18 protein-coding genes are annotated in these 20,428 nt (G+C 43.5%); 10 read left to right on the forward strand and 8 right to left on the reverse strand.

Annotation, left to right across the window (positions count from 1 at the left end):
• Positions 1-81: 81 nt before the first annotated feature.
• The gene (locus ACUYLD_RS13640) at positions 82-2,034 is read right to left on the reverse strand and encodes a BglG family transcription antiterminator (RefSeq protein WP_446675286.1); all 1,953 of its coding nucleotides are present in this window, start codon (positions 2,032-2,034) and stop codon (positions 82-84) included.
• A 150-nt stretch (positions 2,035-2,184) separates the two neighbouring features.
• Between ACUYLD_RS13640 and ACUYLD_RS13645 the strand changes: the two genes are divergently transcribed.
• The 3 genes from ACUYLD_RS13645 (at position 2,185) to ACUYLD_RS13655 (ending at position 4,339) form a co-directional block, all read left to right on the forward strand.
• Complete coding sequence (locus ACUYLD_RS13645) at positions 2,185-2,913, forward strand: SDR family oxidoreductase (protein ID WP_446675287.1); 729 nt, start codon at positions 2,185-2,187, stop codon at positions 2,911-2,913.
• A 23-nt stretch (positions 2,914-2,936) separates the two neighbouring features.
• A complete protein-coding gene (locus ACUYLD_RS13650; protein ID WP_446675288.1) occupies positions 2,937-3,374 on the forward strand; it encodes a MerR family transcriptional regulator in 438 nt (145 codons plus the stop codon).
• Between the two features lie 89 nt (positions 3,375-3,463).
• Positions 3,464-4,339: a GNAT family N-acetyltransferase gene (locus ACUYLD_RS13655; protein WP_446675289.1), complete on the forward strand. Its 876-nt coding sequence runs from the start codon at positions 3,464-3,466 to the stop codon at positions 4,337-4,339.
• A gap of 48 nt (positions 4,340-4,387) precedes the next feature.
• On the opposite strand, the gene ACUYLD_RS13660 is transcribed toward ACUYLD_RS13655, so the two are convergent.
• A complete protein-coding gene (locus tag ACUYLD_RS13660; protein ID WP_446675337.1) occupies positions 4,388-4,945 on the reverse strand; it encodes a GNAT family N-acetyltransferase in 558 nt (185 codons plus the stop codon).
• Between the two features lie 222 nt (positions 4,946-5,167).
• On the opposite strand from ACUYLD_RS13660, the gene ACUYLD_RS13665 reads away from it, so the two are divergent.
• Together ACUYLD_RS13665 and ACUYLD_RS13670 are read left to right on the forward strand one after the other, a co-directional pair.
• Positions 5,168-6,298 carry an RDD family protein gene (locus ACUYLD_RS13665; protein ID WP_446675290.1) on the forward strand — a complete coding sequence of 377 codons (1,131 nt, stop codon included), beginning with the start codon at positions 5,168-5,170 and terminating at the stop codon, positions 6,296-6,298.
• Positions 6,299-6,592: 294 nt separating this feature from the next.
• Entirely contained in the window at positions 6,593-7,633 is a 1,041-nt protein-coding gene (locus tag ACUYLD_RS13670) for a CdaR family transcriptional regulator (protein ID WP_081112444.1), read from the forward strand.
• Between the two features lie 172 nt (positions 7,634-7,805).
• Here the strand turns inward: ACUYLD_RS13670 and ACUYLD_RS13675 are convergent, their stop codons facing one another.
• Positions 7,806-8,951 carry a glycerate kinase gene (locus tag ACUYLD_RS13675; protein WP_446675291.1) on the reverse strand — a complete coding sequence of 382 codons (1,146 nt, stop codon included), beginning with the start codon at positions 8,949-8,951 and terminating at the stop codon, positions 7,806-7,808.
• Between the two features lie 21 nt (positions 8,952-8,972).
• Positions 8,973-10,268 (reverse strand): GntP family permease, encoded by a 1,296-nt coding sequence (locus ACUYLD_RS13680; RefSeq protein WP_254349815.1) that lies wholly within the window; start codon positions 10,266-10,268, stop codon positions 8,973-8,975.
• 252 nt (positions 10,269-10,520) lie between these two features.
• Here ACUYLD_RS13680 and ACUYLD_RS13685 point away from each other — a divergent pair, with 252 nt between their 5' ends.
• The 4 genes from ACUYLD_RS13685 (at position 10,521) to gnd (ending at position 15,667) form a co-directional block, all read left to right on the forward strand.
• Complete coding sequence (locus ACUYLD_RS13685; protein WP_053326458.1) at positions 10,521-11,252, forward strand: GntR family transcriptional regulator; 732 nt, start codon at positions 10,521-10,523, stop codon at positions 11,250-11,252.
• The gene (gntK, locus tag ACUYLD_RS13690) at positions 11,245-12,804 is read left to right on the forward strand and encodes a gluconokinase (protein WP_446675292.1); all 1,560 of its coding nucleotides are present in this window, start codon (positions 11,245-11,247) and stop codon (positions 12,802-12,804) included. Before ACUYLD_RS13685 ends, gntK begins: the two co-directional genes overlap by 8 nt.
• Before the next feature lie 5 nt (positions 12,805-12,809).
• On the forward strand, positions 12,810-14,156 hold the full coding sequence (locus ACUYLD_RS13695; protein ID WP_023991059.1) for a GntP family permease: 1,347 nt from the start codon (positions 12,810-12,812) through the stop codon (positions 14,154-14,156).
• A 107-nt stretch (positions 14,157-14,263) separates the two neighbouring features.
• A complete protein-coding gene (gene gnd / locus ACUYLD_RS13700) occupies positions 14,264-15,667 on the forward strand; it encodes a decarboxylating NADP(+)-dependent phosphogluconate dehydrogenase (protein WP_446675293.1) in 1,404 nt (467 codons plus the stop codon).
• A 42-nt stretch (positions 15,668-15,709) separates the two neighbouring features.
• Here the strand turns inward: gnd and ACUYLD_RS13705 are convergent, their stop codons facing one another.
• The 4 genes from ACUYLD_RS13705 to ACUYLD_RS13720 form a co-directional block, all read right to left on the reverse strand.
• Positions 15,710-16,081, reverse strand: coding sequence for a DMT family transporter (locus tag ACUYLD_RS13705; protein ID WP_069290722.1), 372 nt, complete (start codon positions 16,079-16,081; stop codon positions 15,710-15,712).
• The gene (locus ACUYLD_RS13710) at positions 16,081-16,632 is read right to left on the reverse strand and encodes a TetR/AcrR family transcriptional regulator (protein ID WP_446675294.1); all 552 of its coding nucleotides are present in this window, start codon (positions 16,630-16,632) and stop codon (positions 16,081-16,083) included. Before ACUYLD_RS13710 ends, ACUYLD_RS13705 begins: the two co-directional genes overlap by 1 nt.
• A 240-nt stretch (positions 16,633-16,872) precedes the next feature.
• On the reverse strand, positions 16,873-17,829 hold the full coding sequence (locus ACUYLD_RS13715) for an endo-1,4-beta-xylanase (protein ID WP_322159059.1): 957 nt from the start codon (positions 17,827-17,829) through the stop codon (positions 16,873-16,875).
• 399 nt (positions 17,830-18,228) lie between these two features.
• Complete coding sequence (locus tag ACUYLD_RS13720; RefSeq protein ID WP_250267028.1) at positions 18,229-18,639, reverse strand: YjdF family protein; 411 nt, start codon at positions 18,637-18,639, stop codon at positions 18,229-18,231.
• Between the two features lie 314 nt (positions 18,640-18,953).
• Between ACUYLD_RS13720 and ACUYLD_RS13725 the strand changes: the two genes are divergently transcribed.
• Complete coding sequence (locus tag ACUYLD_RS13725) at positions 18,954-20,399, forward strand: DEAD/DEAH box helicase (RefSeq protein WP_342419137.1); 1,446 nt, start codon at positions 18,954-18,956, stop codon at positions 20,397-20,399.
• Positions 20,400-20,428 lie beyond the last annotated feature (29 nt).

The raw sequence follows: 20,428 nt of genomic DNA on the forward strand, positions 1-20,428 counted from the left end.
GGAACTTTCGGAAAAAAGGAATTATACCGGCAAAAAACAGGACTTATCTATAAGTCCTGTTCCAGAGCACAGCTTTTTAGTTTATCCCTTCATTCTCCCTAATAATCTCATCGCATCGGTCTCCTTAGATAAGGCATGAACCAAAGCAGGCTGCTCACTGATCAGGGACAATTCCTTAAATAACTGGCGCATCTCTTCCCGCCCATCCTGTTTGACCGCAAGCAAGAACACAAGCTCTACTTTCTCGGTTCCCCAGGTAAGCGGCTGCTTCAAGGTAGCGATTACAATGGAGGACTGCCTTATCCACTCAGAACCGCCATGCGGGATGGCTATGCCTCCCCCAATCGTCGTGGCCGACATTTTTTCTCGCGCCAGTACGCTGTCCACATAACCAGGCTCCACATATCCTTTGTCCTCCAGTATTTGCGCCAGCTTGGAGATCAATTGTTCCGGATGCTGTACTTCCTGCTGGGGAAAGACCAAAAAAGGTGTTGTATATTTAAAAAATACCGATTCTTCTGCTGCCCTATGTTCCGGCTCATCCAGTCGTCGGATCACTTGCTCCAGTCGACGTTCGTCCTTGGCATCCAGCAAGGGAGAGACGAGAATGTGCGGAATGTTCATCTCTGGGAGATCTACAGTGGTAATGACGAGATCCACCTCCTGGGCTGCCAGATAGTCCTGCACTTCTGCTTTGGAAAGGGTTGTCTCCACATGTACAGCCGGAAATTTACGTTCCACCTTGGTGCGTAGCAGTTGGGACATACCGATGCCCATGTGACACACGATGATGGCTCTCTGGGGATGACTCTCTTTCTGGTGCAATCGCTCCACAGAAGCCTGAAAATGCAGCGTTAAATACGCCGCTTCCTCCTCGGGGAATGATAGCCGGGTCCATTTCCCCACCTCTTCCAGTGTAATAATAACTCGGTCGAACATGTAGGGGTACATCTTCTTGATCTCGGCCAGCATAGGATTGGACACGGTCAATCCATATTGAAGACGGTTCAGGGTCGTATATAAATGGACATTCAACCCTTTCAGTAACATCTTATCCTTGGAAAAGGCAATCATATTCAGCTCGGACATCCGCCGGACTAACTGCTCAATCAACTCAGGCAAAAGCGGGTGGCTATCTGCCAGCTCACCTTGTTTTCCTGTTTTCCCCTCCTGCTGGTAACGGAATTTCCCGCTAAGCAGATGCAGAGTTAAATACGCCGTCTCTTCCTTGGAAAAAGGCACAGCAAACAACTTTTGCAACTGCTGCAAAAAAGACGTAGCCCATGTAAATTCGCGTCTCTCCTGCAAAAAGGCAATGTCCTGCTTGGAGAGCGAAATGGGTTGTCCCATCTTGGTTCGTTTGACCATTAAGAGGATATGCAGCATTAGAGCTTCGAAAGCTTCGTCAGTAAAGCTGAGCTCATGGCGTTTTTGAAATGCTTTTAATTCATGATTTATGGTTGTAATCTCGTGCGATTCAAACTGTTTGCGCATCATCTGTCCTGTTAACTCAGGACTGTCAATCAGCTGGTTCATCCGCGCCAAAGCGATGCGCTTATTTTTCTCAGAGCCTTGAATGGTCAATCCAACGCGCTGTTTGGTAATCAAGGCCAGATCAAAGCTGTGCAGCCAGCCATCGATCTTCTCCATATCTCTACGAATCACCGTCTTGTTCACATAATACTGTGAAGCTAGATCCTGGATGGTCACAGGCTTGGCATTCATCAAGAGCCGATAGGCGACATGCAGCACCCTTTCCTCATCCGACTCATGTTGGGCTGTACTCTCGTCCGCATACAGTCGATGGAACAATTCATTCTGATCCGCTTCACCCATCTCCAGATAAATGCCGCGTCCCGGCCTTCTCACCAGATTGGCATCAGAATGCTTGACGATATAATCTTCAATTACTTTCAGATCGTTACGGATCGTCTTTTCAGAGCAGTCGGTCAGATCCGCCAGATCCTGCGCTAACCACAACCGGTCCGGTTCAGTTAACAACATGCGTAAAATTTCCATTTGCCTTTTATTCATTCCATTCTCCCATCTTCCAAAATAAAGAATGTCTAGGGCATTTCGAGCTATATTTTTGCTGGTTTTCTGTTGACTTTAAGTATACTCCAAGTAGTACATTTAAAGCATGGTGGCCGCCAAATTCAAGAATAATGAAAAGAGGAATCGCTCATGACTATTGGGAAAACAGCTCTTATTACTGGGGCCAACAAAGGCATCGGGTATGAAACAGCCAGACAATTGGGGGGTATGGGTCTTACAATCCTGATTGGCTCACGGAATGAGCAGAGCGGCCGGGAAGCGGTGGCTAAGTTGGCTAATGAGGGAGTAGAAGCCCGATTGATTTTGTTAGACGTGACGAATCAAAGTACGATTGATTCCGCAGTCCAACAGATCAAACAAGAATTCGGTTCCCTTGATGTACTCATCAACAATGCCGGCGTATCTCGGGGAGGAGCCACTCCTCCAAGTCAGTTCTCTTTGGACGATTTAAGAGAAACGTATGAAACAAACTTGTTCGGTTTGGTCGCCGTAACGCAAGCCATGCTACCTTTATTGCAAGAATCTCCATGCGGTAGAATCGTTAACTTGTCGAGTGGTCTTGGTTCGTTAACCTATAATAGCGATCCTGAGCATGAGCATGCCCAATTTAATTTGCTTGCCTACAATAGCAGCAAAGCAGCGGTTAATATGTTCACCGTCACCCTTGCCAAAGAATTCAAAGACTCACCTCTCAAAATCAATTCGGCTGACCCTGGTTTTACCGCCACTGACTTAAATGGCTTTACAGGAACGGGTTCGGTACAGCAAGCCGCTGCTGTCGTTGTTCGTTTAGCCACTTTAAATGATGGAGGGCCGACAGGAGGATTTTTCGACGCCAACGGAGAAGTACCTTGGTAACTGCTACTAAGGAGCTGAATACTTTGCAAGAAATTCCGGAGACGATAACCTCTATTAGCCAAGCCGCAGAACTAACAGGTTTAACAGAAGATACCATACGCTATTATGAGCGAATTGGCTTGCTGCCTTATGCAGAACGAAAGGCTAACGGACACAGGTTCTACAGTAGAGATCAGATTCTGGGGATTATCTTTTTGACCCGATTAAAAGCTACTGGAATGACTATAGAGGAAATGAAGCATTATCGAGAACTTTCGATGCAAGGCAACAGCACCATTCCGATCAGACACTCCTTACTTGAGAAACATAATCAGAAGATTCAACAAGAAATTTCCAGACTGATGGAAACCCAAAAAATTATTGAATATAAGCTCAACCATTATCGTGACCTCTCTACCAATCCTGATCTTAGCGATAAGAATTGCAACCCTACAACACACAGCACCAATCCCCTTTTTTAAGGGGTTTTTTTATTTTCAGCGGGAGATTGATGGAGCACCCTTAATTCCCTATAATCCAAATATAATATGAATTTCTAGGGGGAATAACGGTGATCACCTATGTGAGATGCAATGACGTCAGTATGGAACACATTTTTCAAGCGTTTTCGCTTGGGTTCTCGGATTATTCCATTCGCCTGACCATGGATCAGGACGATTTCGCAGCACGTTTTTTTGGTCCAGAGGGTAATACACGGAATCACTCTTTCCTTGCCATGGATGAGGATCAACCGATCGGCTTAATTCTCGGCGGTGTCCGGCAGTTCGACGGGTACAAGACCATGCGTTGCGGCACGCTATGCATCGCTCCGGCTTACCGCGGTCAGGGGATTAGCAACAAGTTGCTGGAATTACATAAACAAACAGCCATCTCCGCGGGTTGCCAGCAGCTATGGCTCGAAGTCATCAAGGATAATCATCGGGCCGTCAAATTATATGAAAAGCAAGGCTATCAGCCACGCTATATGCTGAAATACTACAACGGCACTCTGCCCTCCGCCCCACCCGCTGCCCTCTCATCTTCGTATATTCTTAAGGAAGTTACATTTGATGACATCGCAGCTTTTCGAAAGACCCTTATCGACTGCCACATCCATTGGCAAAGTGACACACCTTATTACGCCACCAGTACACAGGAAGCTTTTCTCGGCATCTACGAAGTAAATCAAACGTGCCTCGGCATGGTGAGCATGAGTGCTAAGGGTAAAATCAACTTTCTTTGGGTCGATCCTAAGCATCGCAACCAAGGATTAGGATGCGCCCTCCTTCATAGAGCAGCAGAGATCCAAAAGATTGAGAAGGTGTACATCTGTCTGTCTGACAATGACTCTCTTGAAGGCTTTATCCAAAAAATAGGTCTCTCGAAAGACTCCATTGAGCAATATGAAATGGGTATGCTGCTGAAGGTCGATCATGTTGTACAATGATCAACCTTCTTCCTATCCATGCTCCCCTGCTTGATTCACCTACATCTATCATTTCTGAGAACGATTGATATACTCTGATTTGACCAATGCGCACATGTAAAGATCATCATATTTCCCTAACGTAAATTCATATTGGGAGAGTAGCCCTTCTTGCCGAAAGCCTGCTTTTTCAAGCAACCGCAAGGATTGGGCATTCTCTGGCTCTACTAGCGCCTGAATGCGGTTCAATGAGAGGGTATTAAATCCATAGTCGATTACAGCTGCAAGTACCTCCGACATTAGCCCTTGGCCCCAATAGACTCTGGACAATTCATAGCCCATTTCTGCCCGGTGATGACGTTGATCCCAGTTATGAAATCCGCAAGAACCGATGATTTTACCTTCATTTGTTTGAATAGCCCAGCGGATTCCCTGATCTGTCTCAAAAATCTGATCATACCAACTAATCTCATCCAGCGCATCCTGTTCAGACTCAAACGGGCTCAGTCCATAAAACTTCATAACCTGCTCATCTGAAAAGTATTCCAACATGTCCTTGCTGTCCGTCGCTACCATTTTTCGTAATATGAGACGTTCAGTCGTTATAACCGGAAACTCACCTTTCACATTCTCACCTCTTGTTGCCTTATTCGCTTTTGCCAGTTCTTCTTGCATACCCATGCCTCCTGAGTTCAATATTCGCTTATCGTTACTTTCTTCTTCCAATTATAGAGGAAATGAGAGGAAGGGATATTTATAATAATTTCTTTGTTTATAGAATGTTTTCCTAAACATGGATTATAAAATGACCGTTAATATAAGGAGTGTGTTTTTAATTATTAAGAAGAGGTGTATTTTTTGGACGAACAGCACATATCACACATTCCGCAGGAAACTTCAAGACAGACGTACATTCAGCATGGTCAAAATTATGGGGTAGATCCAAACAGGATGGCGGCGTTATCAAAAACATACGGGAATTCTACTCTGTTTAGACGGTGGGGAGCAACAGTTTTTGATTGTATATTTTTTGTAATCGGGTATATTTGTTTTTTTATTTCTGTCATTCAAATAACGGACAGATGGTTTTTGCCTTTAGCGATTGCAACCCGTTGTATTCTGCTTATTGCTTTCTTCAGCTATTATTTACTTTTGGAAGGTTACACAGGCTATACGCTGGGTAAGTTCGTTTTTCGTATTCAGGTGGTTAACGGGGAAGGAAAGCCTCCTGGTTTTCTTAAATCACTCATTCGTACGCTGCTCAGGCTAATCGATACCAATCCATTGCTAATGGGTGGGATACCTGCTGGTATCAGTGTGTTAGTAACTGCATCAAGACAACGAATTGGTGATTTAGCTGCAGGTACATATGTTGTAAAGGTACGGGATTTAGAGCCGATTAGCAAAAAGACAATGAAACGTTCGCTCTTTATATTTTTTACCGCAATGGTGATCTTAGGAGCCTCGTTTGTAAATGCTATTTTTATACTTGCAGACAGTTACGTACCTCCTGAAGTTCCGGTGAGCAAGAAAGAGCAAAGCTATGTAAGTAAAGATGGACGATTTCAAATCACGGCCCCGCTGGACTGGTCAACAGACCCGGACCGTGAAGGAAAAGCAGAGATTGCAATATTCAATCCGTACATCCAAAAGTCCGTTGTGGTACTATCCCACTCGAAAAAGCAATTGGGCAATATAACTCTTCAACAGTACGGTAAGAAAGCTGAAAATAACTTAACCAAAGAGTGGAACCTGTCCAGTGTAGGACCTGTCTCTAACACAACCATTTATGGATATCCTGCCCTTGAGTTCGTGATTAAAGGCAAGAAAGATGTGGACAAATATGTTACCCATGTAGCGATTATTGAGACCGAAAGGAATTACTACCAGGTGCTTGGATATGCACCAGCGTCTAAAGATGTCCGTTTAAAGAAAGAACTACACGACATAACCTATAGCTTCCGCGAGGTTCGTCATTAGACAGCGTGGCTGGCAATAAAAAGGATAGACACAAAAAGCAGGTGCTCCTATGAGCCCTGTTTTTTTGCGTACAACTATACTCTTCCTTAGATTACACTCAATACAAAAATATATAACATCGTCTAATGGATTATCATAATACGTTGCAATTTCACATCTATGATAAAATTGACTGACATGTTCGGTAATCCGCCTTATCATATTGTTCAGATGCACAATGAATTGAAAACCCTTTCATTAAGGTGGTACATTAAAATACGCTATATCACTATAGATAAAGGAGGAATCCGGATTTTGTTTCAGCTCTCCGAAAAACAAGCCCAAGACATCGTAGACAAAATGATGAAGGATATTCCATACAATATCAATATTATGAATGAACGAGGCATCATCATTGGCAGCGGCGAGAGTGAACGAATCGGAACCATTCACCAAGGAGCTGTTCAGGCGCTCGAAACTGGGAAAATGGTTGAAGTGTGGCAGGACGGCCACTATGAGAAAAAAGGAACCAATGAACCGATTGTCATTCATCATGAGTTAGTTGGTGTCATTGGTATTTCAGGCAATCCCGATGAAGTGCGTCCTTTTTGCAATATTGTTAAAACTACGGTGTCTCTCCTGATTGAACAGCGGATCTCATTGGAGCATCTGGCCCATGAAGCCAATCGCAAAAAATCTGTGCTGGAAATGTTGTTAAATCATCAGGGAGCCTACACGCAAAAAATAAAAAAAGAAGCAGCTCAATATCACATTGATTTGCTTCTAAAAACTTCGGCTGTATATGTAAAGTATCTGCCTGCTGATCCAGCTCATTTAGCCGAGTTGTCCAATATATTCATGCAGCATCCGTCCTTTCGTATGGAGGAAGACTGCTATCTCATTCTGATACAAAATCAGGAGCCGACAGACAAACTGCTAGAGCCACTTGTGCGTAGCCATCCCGATGTGCTGATTACGGTCAGCAGACAGGAGCACAACATTGCGGATGTTTATATGCAAGCCAAGTCAGCTATGAATGTTTTACTGGCTTTGCGCCCGCCTGTGCAAAAAATTTCTTTTGCGGAAGTCGAGTTTCTGGTCAAATTGAGTCAAACGAACCTGACGAACACGATCTATCTGGTTAGCAAGCTGGAAGATACTGTGGATTTGCTGGATACGCTGCGAAGCTTTATTAACCATAACGGCAGTGTCTCCTTTACCGCAGATGAATTAAATATTCACCGAAATACGCTGCAATACCGCCTGAAGCGCATCCATACCTTAACCGGTAAAGATCCCCGGAACCTCCTTCAGCTTTTTGAGCTTACGCATGGCTTATTGGCACTGTATCAATGAACTGCTGTATTCACGCCAGACCATGCACCAGTAACACCATATTTTCGCTCGCCGTCTCCCAAATTTCTCAGTCAATCCAGCTTTGGCTAAGTTCGGGATTACAGGCGAGCGCTCGTATTATATCGTATTTGTATGATGCCGTTTTATGTTTATAACCCACTTCTCCATCTGTTCATTTCTCGCTGAACTGAAGTACTCTTGCGATATTCTCGCACGTACGCTCTACGTTTTGCGGCCCTTCGGCCAGCAGCTTACCGAGCTCCGAGGCTCCCGGCACGATGCCAAACACCGCATCTATCCCTTCCTTGTACAACGTGTCGATCCCTTCCCCAATATAACCTGCGACCGCAATGACCTTTTTACCAGACTGTTTTGCCGCCTGAGCTACTCCATAAGGAGTTTTACCGAATTTGGTCTGAAAATCAATACCGCCTTCCCCCGTCAAAACGATATCGGCAGTGGCGAGCTTTTGTTTTAAACCGGTGTATTCAATCACAATTTCAATGCCTTTTTGCAGCGCTGCCTGAGTGAAAATTAATAAGCCCGCACCCAATCCACCTGCTGCGCCTGCGCCTGGAAGATCGCGCACATCCTTCCCCAGCTGCTGCTTCACCACATCGGCGTAATGAGCAAGATTGGCATCCAATTGCTGCACCATCTCCGGGGTTGCCCCTTTTTGTGGCCCGAATACTTGAGATGCCCCATGCTCTCCGCACAGCGGATTTGTCACATCACAGGCTACAATCAGTTGTACCTGCGACAAGCGGTCATCCAGTGATGAAATATCAACGCTGGCCAGCTCGCCCAGACTACCGCCGCCGCGCGGAAGAGTATTGCCTGTTGCATCCAAAAATCTGACGCCCAGCGCTTCCGCCATTCCTGTACCGCCATCATTCGTTGCGCTTCCACCAATGCCGATGATAATTTTTCGAATTCCCTGGTTCAGACATTCACGGATTATCTCCCCTGTGCCGTAGGTTGTTGTCTTTAACGGGTTTTTGTTATCCTTGTTAACCAGATGGATTCCACTGGCGGATGCCATCTCGATTGCCGCTGTGGTGCCGTCTCCCAGCAAGCCGTATGCAGCAGTTACAGGTTCTCCAAGCGGTCCTGTCACCTCGATATAACGAATCTGCCCGCCTGTCGCATCCACCAGTGACTGCACCGTTCCTTCACCGCCGTCCGCCATCGGTACGTGGACATAATTCGCCGCCGGATAGACCTTGCGCAGTCCTTTCTCCATCGCGATACACACTTCTTTAGCCGTCATGCTTTCTTTAAAAGAATCTGGTGCCAGCACAAATGTTTTCTCTCTCATCTTCTCACCCCATCGTGAATATTAAAGTAAAAATCCATACATGATTGTCGCTACAATTGCCATCGTTCCACCCACAATAGCTTCGTAAGGAATCAATCCCATCCGTTGTTTAATGCTCATTTTCATGCTGTCTGCCGTGACGTGAAAATAGTTGCCCTGCGGCAAGGAATCAATGACTGTAGCTCCTGTATGCACCATCACAGCTGCAGCGAGTGGGGCCGTTCCCATGTTCAGAATGGCTTCCCCAAACGAGCCTGTCGCCAAAATAACGCCAGTCGAGGTGGACGCCGTAGCAGCTGCCATCAGAATACCTGCAAGCGGTGCCAAAAATGTACCGGAAACTCCCGAAGCTTCAATCAGGCCAACCACCTGAGCAGACAAGTTGGAGGCAGAGATCAGACCCGCAATCCCACCTGCACCGATCAAAATCAGCACGGTCGCCGTCATTTTATTCAAACCGGAGGCCGAATACTTCAGGATATTGCGCCCTTGTCCCATGGCCAGCATACCCACAATCCCAGCGATCGGCAAAATGTACATCGCATCCACCTTGAAATTCGAAAGTGCTTCAATACCAGAGATGGAACCAATCGGGTTAATCATCAGCAAAATAACAGCTACCAGCGGGGCTACAATCGCCCGTCCCAACGGCGGGTATTTCGATGTATCGACATCACTGTCCATGATATCCTGGTCGGACACCTTCACACCTTTGGTTTTCAACATAGATGCCACCAAAACAGTCATGATTAAACCGCATATCGCAGGAACCACTCCTGCCAACATCACGTGGCTTAAATCCAGATTAAATCCGCGCGCCGCTGCAATCGTATTAGGATTGGGAGAGATGATGTTCCCCGCTTTTCCGCCTCCAGACAAAGCCAACAGGAGCGCCAGCTTGGAAATCCCCATTTTGTTACCGACCGACAATGCAATAGGTGCCACAATCAGCACGGCAACGGGAATAAATACACCTACCGCCGTAATAATCATCGTCGCCAAGGCTAGTGCGAGTATCGCTTTACTGCCGCCGAACTTCTTTACAATAGCCTGCGCAATCGTCTCCGCTGCCCCGGATTCCATCATTACACCTGCCAATACACCTGCGGCAAGCACACGAATGACCGTCCCCATCACACTTTGCGTACCGCTTATTAACACGCTGATCGTCTGTTCCAAATTGGCTCCGCCCAATAAAGCGCCTACAATAGCTCCCAAAAATAAAGCGTAAACCGGATTCAGCTTTCTTAATATCAGAATAATTGCAATAGCCAGCCCTGCCAGAGCTCCTATCCAACTGATCGTCAATCCTTCCATCTGTCTAACCCCCCGGGCAATTTTTGATTACGCTTTCATTATATCGATTGCCGCACGTTAAAAATATTGAAGAACAGACGAAATTGATTGTGCATTTGAACAAAAAATCCGAACAGATCTATGTCTTAATATGCCATTTTCATTCTATGTGTCGGAGTGTCACAAAACAAATTCAATGAATACGCTTGCAAATTTAAAATTTCAGATTATAATACCTGTATACAAGTATACTTGATTAATTGAGAAGGTGAAATGATGGTCGAATCAGAATTCCTATATCCCTCCAAATGGCTTTTAAAAGCCTCAGCTGGTGATCGCGTAACATCCGAGCTTAGAATGCGCATTATTTCTGGCGGAATTGAAAGCGGTACCATATTATCTGAAAATAAACTAGCTGCTGATTTCACTGTAAGTCGCTCACCCATTCGTGAAGCGTTAAAAATACTGGCATCCGAAAATATCATTCGATTAGAAAGAATGGGAGCCGTTGTTATTGGTTTATCAGAAAAAGAAATAGAAGAAATTTATGATGTCCGTCTGCTCATAGAATCCTTCGTATTTGAACGTCTTGTAAAGATGGACACTAATGATTTGGCGAAGGAACTTAGTAAAATACTCGAAATGATGAAAGTCGCCGTCAAATATAGTGATGCTGATGAGTTTTCGTATCAAGATGTCTTGTTCCATGAAACGATTATTCGTGCAGTCAACCATTCACATATTCTGATGATTTGGAATAATTTAAAGCCTGTTATGGAAAGTCTCATTCTTTTGTCGATGCGTATGCGTTTCACAGAAAAGTATGAAGATTTTACACGGATTATAAACAATCACGAACTTTATATTGAAGCAATCAAAGTAAAAGATAGAGACCTCATGATCAAGTCTTTACATGAAAACTTTGATGATGTTCAAGGTAAAGTAGAAGACCTATGGATGTCACAACAAATGCTATCTAAAGGAGTCGTGCAACAAAATGACTAACTATATGTTGGGTGTAGATATCGGGACCACAAGTACAAAAGCCGTTCTATTTAGCGAAAAAGGTGAAGTCATCCAACAAGAGAATATTGGATACCCGCTTTATACACCGGACATAGCGACAGCTGAACAAAACCCAGAAGAGATATTTCAGGCTGTCCTACAGGCCATTTCGAATATCATGAAACATCACTCACAAAAAAAGCTATCGTTTGTTTCATTTAGCAGTGCCATGCATAGTGTCATTGCGATGGATGAAAATGACCGCCCACTGACGTCTTGTATCACTTGGGCAGATAATCGAAGTGAAGCATGGGCACATAAAATAAAAGATGAGCTGAATGGCCATGAAGTCTATAAACGAACAGGAACACCCATTCACCCCATGTCACCCTTAACGAAAATAGCCTGGATTGTGAATGACCTTCCTGAAACCGCTGTCAAGGTTAAAAAGTATATCGGAATTAAAGAATATATTTTTAAAAAGTTCTTTGATCAGTATGTAGTGGATTATTCCCTAGCTTCTGCCATGGGCATGATGAATCTAGAAAAATTAGATTGGGATGAAGAGGCATTAAAAATTGCTGGTATAACCCCTTCTCAATTATCTGAGCTCGTGCCAACAACCAGGATATTTACCAACTGTGATTCAGATTTAGCAAAAAAGATGGGGATCGATCCACAAACATCGTTTGTCATTGGAGCTAGCGATGGAGTCCTTTCTAATCTAGGTGTAAATGCGATACGAAAAGGCGAAGTTGCCGTCACAATCGGGACAAGCGGTGCCATTCGAACCATTATAGACAAGCCTCAAACAGACGAAAAGGGAAGAATATTTTGTTATGCCTTAACAGAAAAGCACTGGGTTATTGGGGGGCCGGTGAACAATGGCGGGATGGTCCTTCGCTGGATCCGTGACGAACTTGCCTCATCAGAAGTAGAAACAGCGAAAAGACTAGGAATTGATCCATATGATGTACTAACCAAGATTGCTGAACGTGTAAGACCAGGATCTGACGGATTGTTATTCCATCCATACCTGGCTGGTGAACGTGCGCCATTATGGAACCCAGACGTACGTGGCTCATTCTTCGGTTTAACGATGTCACATAAGAAAGAACATATGATTCGCGCAGCCCTAGAAGGAGTCATTTACAATTTGTACACCGTATTTTTAGCATTAACCGAATGTATGGACGGTCCTGTGACCCGAATTCAAGCTACTGGAGGCTTCGCAAGATCAGATGTTTGGCGGCAAATGATGTCTGACATATTCTCATCTGAAGTCGTCGTTCCAGAAAGCTACGAAAGTTCTTGTCTAGGAGCTTGTATTTTAGGCTTGTATGCCACCGGACAAATCCAGTCCTTTGAAGTCGTTTCTGAAATGATTGGCAGTACCAACAAACATACACCAAAAGAAGAAGCGACCAAGGAATATAGGAAATTACTGCCGATTTTCATTAACCTATCCAGAGTATTAGAAGATGATTATACACGGATTTCCAATTATCAAAGAAGCTTAATTAACACTAAAAAGATAAAAAGCAGGGGGTAATTACAATGCCATTAGTTATCGTAGCGATTGGAATTTTAGCATTATTAGTTTTAATAATGGGCTTCAAATTGAATACCTTTATTTCATTAATCATTGTATCGTTCGGCGTCGCTTTAGCACTTGGAATGCCATTAGAGGAAATTGTCAAAACCATCGAAGCCGGATTAGGCGGAACCCTTGGTCACTTAGCGTTAATCTTTGGACTTGGAGCGATGTTAGGTAAGTTGATCGCCGATTCTGGTGGTGCTCAACGAATTGCCATGACTCTCGTAGACAAATTTGGTGAAAAAAATATCCAATGGGCAGTCGTAGCTGCTTCATTCATTATCGGTGTCGCGTTATTTTTTGAAGTAGGATTAGTATTGTTAATTCCAATCATATTTGCCATTTCAAAAGAATTAAAAGTTTCTATTTTATATCTCGGGATTCCGATGGTTGCAGCTTTATCCGTAACACATGGTTTCTTACCTCCACATCCAGGGCCAACAGTTATTGCTGGTGAATATGGCGCGAACCTTGGTGAGGTTTTACTTTACGGTTTCATTATTGCCATTCCAACCGTTATTTTAGCTGGACCTGTATTTACTAAGCTTGCCAAAAAACTCGTACCTGCATCATTTACGAAAACCGGTAATATCGCCTCTTTAGGTGAACAAAAAGTATTTAAATCCGAGGAAACTCCGGGATTTGGTATCAGTGTATTTACTGCAATGCTTCCTGTTATTTTAATGTCTATTGCTACGGTTATTACTTTGCTTCAAAAAACAATGGGATTTGAAGATAGCAGTTTACTAGCAGCGATCCGTTTTATTGGTGATGCATCAACTTCCATGTTAATTTCCTTACTGGTAGCTGTCTACACCATGGGAATAGCACGAAAAATTCCAATCAAAAATGTAATGGCATCTTGTACAACGGCTATTACTCATATTGGGATGATGCTCTTAATCATTGGGGGTGGCGGAGCCTTCAAACAAGTACTGATTAATGGCGGCGTAGGTGACTATGTGGCTGAATTATTCAATGGAACTACATTATCACCCATCTTACTTGCCTGGATTATCGCTGCAATATTACGTATTTCCTTAGGTTCTGCAACTGTTGCAGCTTTAACAACCGCTGGTTTAGTTATTCCGATGTTAGGACAATCCGACGTTAATCTTGCTTTAGTTGTGCTTGCAACGGGAGCGGGTAGTTTAATAGCTTCACATGTTAACGATGCTGGTTTCTGGATGTTTAAAGAATATTTTGGTTTAAGCATGAAAGAAACATTTGCAACATGGACATTGCTTGAGACCATCATTTCTGTAGCTGGATTAGGATTTATTTTAGTACTAAGTTTATTCGTATAAACCATGATTCCCGGGCGGTAGATCCCCCACTTATTTTTCTTAGAATCTTCTAAGCCTATAAGTGAGGATCTATGGCCTATTCATTTCAAATAAAAGGAGCAGAAAAAATGTCCAACACAATTGGTGTCATTGGTTTAGGGGTAATGGGCCGTAATATCGCTTTAAATATGGCTGGTAAGGGTGAGCAAGTCGCTGTCTATAATTATACGAGGGATTTAACGGATGATCTTGTTAAAAAAAGTGAAGGTCACTCCATCCATCCCTACTACGAAATTCAAAATTTTGTTTACTCCTTAAAAACTCCAAGGAAAATCTTCCTTATGGTAACAGCGGGCAAACCGGTCGATTCGGTAATAGGTACATTAGTACCCTTCCTTGAAGCAGGCGATGTGATCATGGACGGTGGTAACTCCCATTACAAAGATACGGAACGTAGATATGATGAATTGAAGTCAAAAGGAATCGGTTATTTAGGAATCGGTATTTCCGGCGGCGAAGTTGGGGCTTTAAATGGACCTTCGATCATGCCTGGTGGAGATAAAAACGTATATGAAAAAGCAGCTTCTATTCTAACAAAAATAGCGGCCCACGTGGACGGAGACCCTTGTTGTGTTTATATGGGTCCAAAAGGTTCCGGTCACTTTGTAAAAATGGTACATAACGGAATCGAGTATGCAGATATGCAATTAATCGCAGAAACCTATACATTTTTAAGAAAAAGGTTACGTTTATCTGTGAATGAAATTGCTGATATCTTTGAAATATGGAATCAAGGGGAACTGAAAAGTTATTTAATCCAAATCACAGCAGAGATTTTACGGAAAAAGGATGATGTAACAGGCTTACCACTAATCGATGTGATTCTTGATAAAACAGGGCAAAAGGGCACAGGTAAATGGACAAGCATTCAAGCAATTGACAATGGGATCCCATCATCCATTATTACAGAGTCATTGTTTGCCCGTTACATCTCCTCTTTAAAAGAAGAACGAGTTTATGCAGAAAATATTCTAACAGGACCAGGGATTGATCAGCGAAGTTTAGATAAAGATGTGTGGATTGAGTACATTAGACAAGCTTTTTATATGGGTAAGATCTGTGCCTACGCGCAAGGATTTATACAATATAAAATGACTTCTGAACTTTACGGATGGAATTTACCTTTAAAGGATATAGCCCTTATTTTCCGTGGTGGTTGCATCATTCGTGCTGAATTCTTAAACGTAATAAGCGAAACATATCAAGAACAGCCGAATTTGGCTAATCTGTTAATCGCCCCGTATTTTGCTGAAAAAGTTAAAGAGTATCAAAAAGGATTACGAAAAGTTGTCTGTGAGGGTATTAATTCTGGCACTTCGTTTCCATGTTTAAGTGCTTCACTTACTTATTATGATAGTTACCGGACAGGCATTTCGAATGCTAACCTTTTGCAAGCACAAAGGGATTATTTTGGTGCCCATACTTATGAACGAAATGATGCAGCAGGGTCCTTTCACACAAACTGGCAGTGATCGATAGTGATAGTAAATCTCCAGTGTCTATGCTATTTCATCTCATTTTTGAACGATTGAACTCGTTGCTTCTGTCGTACCTTTTGCCTCACCATGTCCTGCACCAAATAGGTTCAGTACCACCACGCCAATAACAATTAAAGCAATACCTGCGATACTTCCTGTATTGATTTTTTCTTTCCAAATCAATACTGAAATAAGCGTTGTAGCAACAGCTCCTACACCTGACCAGATGGCATAAGTCATATTTAAGGGGAGCGTCTTAAGGGATAAGGAGATAAAGAAGAAAGAGATCACGAACGCCACAATTGTGAATAGAGTCGGATACAGTCTGGTGAAACCTTCTGAAGCTTTAAGCATTGAAGTTCCAACAAGTTCACCAACAATAGAGATTGCCAAGAAAAGATAAGCCATTATTCATTCTCCTTTATATATGTTTTCAATTCTTCCATCATTTTTTGCCTCATTTCTTCATTGGGAGGAGCAAGCCCAAACATTTCAGCAAACCACAAACCGTCTATAGCTAATCGGACTATCGTGGAACGAACGGGGTCCAATTCGTCGTTTTCAATTTTATTTTGGATATTCTCATACTCGTCCTGAAGTAATTTTAGCATGTGAGGGTTCGTAAACTGTGCTGCTGAGAGAGCGGTATACAGGTCACTTGCATTCCGATCGCCAGAAAATGATGTATTCATATACGCGCGAGTCCATCTTCCTTTGGAATGCATATCGTTTTCTGCTCTCTCATTAAATTCGGAGACAAAGCTGGTCGATAGTTGTTCAACCATTCCCAAAATCAATTCATCTTTATTCGGAAAATGGTAAAGCAATCCTCCTTTACTTATTCCCGCTTTCTTAGCCACCGCTTCTAACGTTAATCTCTCTACTCCTTCTTCGTGCACAATCATCGAGGCCGCTTTAAGAATTAATTCTCTTTTTAATGCTTTTTTAGTTGTATTCATATGGATCACCCCTCTTTACTATACCGTCCAGACGGTTTTATTTCAAGTGGGTTAAAGTTATGGATTGGGTATGTAAGCCCAATTGAGTTGGATTAGGTTTTAATACGTTACGTTTAAGCTAAATAAAAAGAAGCCTTGGGCTTATAACATTTCAGCCAAGACTTCGTCAAATAAACATCTACCCAGCCCAGACATTTGGCAAAAGTTCGCATCTGTTGGGTTTTAAGTGCCACCTATAGTTTAACTCTGCACATATTGTCTCAGCCATTGGAGCGCGGGACGTTCCGTGCCGTTAGAATTCAGCAGATGTGTGTTCGGCTTCCAAGTTTGTCCCTGGATATACCCCCAGAGCGTAACTCCCTTCACCGCAGAATGCTTCCATAATACCGGAAATTTCTCCTTGTATCTGGCAAGCTGGGTGTTGTCGTCTCCAGTTATATCCAGTTCAGACACATAGATTGGCAATCCTGTTGCCGCCAGCTTGTTCAGTACAGTGTTCATCGTGTTAACTGAAACAGTGTCCATGCTAAACTGGTGGCACTGAATACCAATTCCGTCAATCAGGCCTCTGCTCTTGAGCTGATTAATAATATTGACATATTGGTCGGTTAACGAGGGATCGTTGATAATTCCATATTCATTAATCATCAGCTTGGCATTTGGAAAGGCTTGTCTTGCCTGTTGGAACGACCATATAACCCAATCCCATCCGGTCGATCCGTCACCGCCTATGGCATTGCGGAAGGATGGCTTCTGATGCAGGGGCTCATTCACCACATCTATAAACTCCGCATTCGAATAGCGTTGACCTGCTGCTTTAATCCACTGGGTCACTTCCGCCTTCTGATCAGCAGCCGACAGTCCGCTAATCCAACCTGGCTCCTGAGCACCCCATACCAATGTATGGAACTTGAACGGGAAGCCATTGTTACGGGCATAATTGTAGGCGGTATCCGCCTGCGACCAGTTCATGTTGTTACGGCTGCCTTCAACCGACCCCCATTTGGTCGAATTCTCTGGCGTCACCTGGTTCCAGTATGTTCCGAAACTTGCAGGGACACTACCAGCAATGATATTCCCGAGGAATTTGCCACCGTTCGCCATACTGGCACTAGCCGGGTTTATCAGAACTGATGATAACAACACACCCGCCAACGCCAAGCTGCTTACCAACTTGCCCACTTTAAATTTCGACATACAATCTCCTCCTCATACGTATAGTTTTTAATATTCCTACCTCTAAATAAATCGCTTACATTTCCAATTATAAGAATGAAAGGTTATTGTCTGCTACATGTAAAAGTAAAGATTTTACCCGAAAAACTTTACATCATTGCGGGGCGACTGAACACCTGGTGCTCCTTTAACACATCGTTTCGATTAAAATCTAGCCAGAACGATCATTTATTGATAACACGATAGAAGTGACACTTACACTGCTTAAGTAATCCGGAGTGAATTCAATTTTTACGAACGGGAATCACTATACGACAGTTTAAAGGGCACCCAATCGGGTGCCCTTTGTGTGTAACACATGTTTTCACATATGCTGATATAAAACATGCGTAACAATTGCGGATAAGGATGGAAGTTTTATTAATGCCCGCGATGTTTTTCTTTCGCTTTTTTCTCCTTTAATTCCCTTATCCGTGCCTTCATGGATTCCCTTTGCTGTTTAGAGTAAGCATGTTTCTCCAACTTGCGCTTCTCATACTCTAACTTTAAGGCCTCTTGTGCGTTGGAAGAGACCCCCTTCTGCCTTAATTCATACGCTGCCTGTCTTGCTAGCCGCTTCGGATTGACCTTCTTCGTTTCAGACCACTTTATAGCCACCTCTTGTGAGAGCCGACTAACAAGTTCCCACATTTCCTCACGGATAAAATGGAGAATTTCCTCGTCCTTAGGCTCTGTACCAAAGATGTGCCTAGCTGCCTTCAATTTCCCTTGGTCCTGCTCTTCCACGACTCCAACCCAATACTGTCCATCATGATAAACTGTAAGCTTCATTTTAATCCCCCTCATTTTAAATCGAAACGATGGACATCCCGAGGGGGGAAGGTTACTGACATGGTACTCTTGGAATCTGAGAGTCATTCATGCGTCTGGACTACCAACCAGACTGTGTTTTTTCGTCCCAGAAAAAGTATAGTTGCCTTACTGGAAAACAGCAAGACGAAAAGATTAATTCTGTATGAAATTGTAAACCGCTGATATGTATTAGAGTGAACCTGGATATAGAGTATACTATATGAGTATAAGTTCGATACACGATGACATTATATATGTAATGGTATTCAAATACAGCGCAGAAGAGGTTGAAAATGAGTCAGAAGCATTTTACAGATTACGCATTAAGTGAAGAAATTGTAAGAGCGCTGAATAGCTTGGGCTATGAGACGCCAACAGAGATTCAGACGGAAGTCATTCCAGTTGCGCTTGAGAAGAAGGACCTTGTCGCCAAATCGCAAACAGGTAGCGGCAAAACAGCGGCATACGGTATTCCACTTTGTGAGCTAGTAGATTGGAATGAGAATAAGCCCCAAGCCTTAATCCTGACGCCAACCCGTGAACTCGCGTTACAGGTCACCGAAGACATCACGAATATTGGACGCTTTAAGCGGATAAAAGCAACGCCCCTTTATGGAAAACATCCTTTTCATATACAAAAGGCCGAGTTAAAACAAAGAACACATATGGCTGTAGGTACGCCAGGACGTGTACTGGACCATATTGAACGAGGCACGCTATCGTTAGATCGAATGGCCTACCTCGTGATTGATGAAGCTGACGAGATGCTGAATATGGGCTTTATCGAGCAAGTTCAGTCAATCATTCAGGCCCTGCCTAGTGACCGGGTTACCATGTTATTCTCCGCTACTTTTCCTGAGGATGTAGCCAGACTGTCACACAAGTATATGAAGGATCCTGTTGAAATTGAAATAAAAGCAACCGGTATAACGACCGCTACAATTGATCACTCTCTTATTCAGGTGAAGGAGTCAGACAAGCTGGCACTACTGCAAGATCTGCTCATTGTTGAGAATCCTGACAGCTGCATTATTTTCTGTCGTACGCAGGAGAATGTAGATACATTATTCAGAGCATTGGCTGATCTTGAATATCCATGTGATCGCATTCATGGTGGCATGGAGCAAGACGAGCGATTTGAGGTAATGAATGCATTCAGAAGGGGTCAATTCCGTTACTTGATCGCGACAGATGTTGCCGCCAGAGGAATTGATATCACGAACATCACCCATGTCATTAACTACGATATTCCCCTTGAGAAGGAAAGCTATGTTCACCGCACAGGACGTACGGGACGTGCTGGCAAAACGGGGAAAGCCATTTCCCTCATCACTCCTAAGGATGGCCGAAGATTAGCTGATATTGAAGCATATATTGGATTCGCAATTCCGCAGGTAAAGGCTCCCTCAGAAGAGGCTGTTGATCTGCGTAGAGAAGATTTTGAGCAGAAACTGCATGTAAAAACCGCACTCAAAAAAGATAAGCGCGAGCAATTAAACCAACAGATTATGAAGCTGAATTTTAACGGCGGTAAGAAGAAAAAACTTAGAGCTGTCGACTTCGTGGGGACCATCGCTAAGCTTGACGGGGTCACCGCAGATGATATCGGGATTATTACGATTCTGGATTATGCGACAGATGTTGAGATTCTGAATGGTAAAGGTCCACTGGTGCTCGAGATTATGAAGAATACAACCGTAAAGGGTAAGCTGTTAAAGGTACGCAAAGGGAATAAGTAGAAGATACGCAGCATAAAAGAGTGTGAGGC

The organism is Paenibacillus sp. SER-28 (assembly GCF_052906305.1).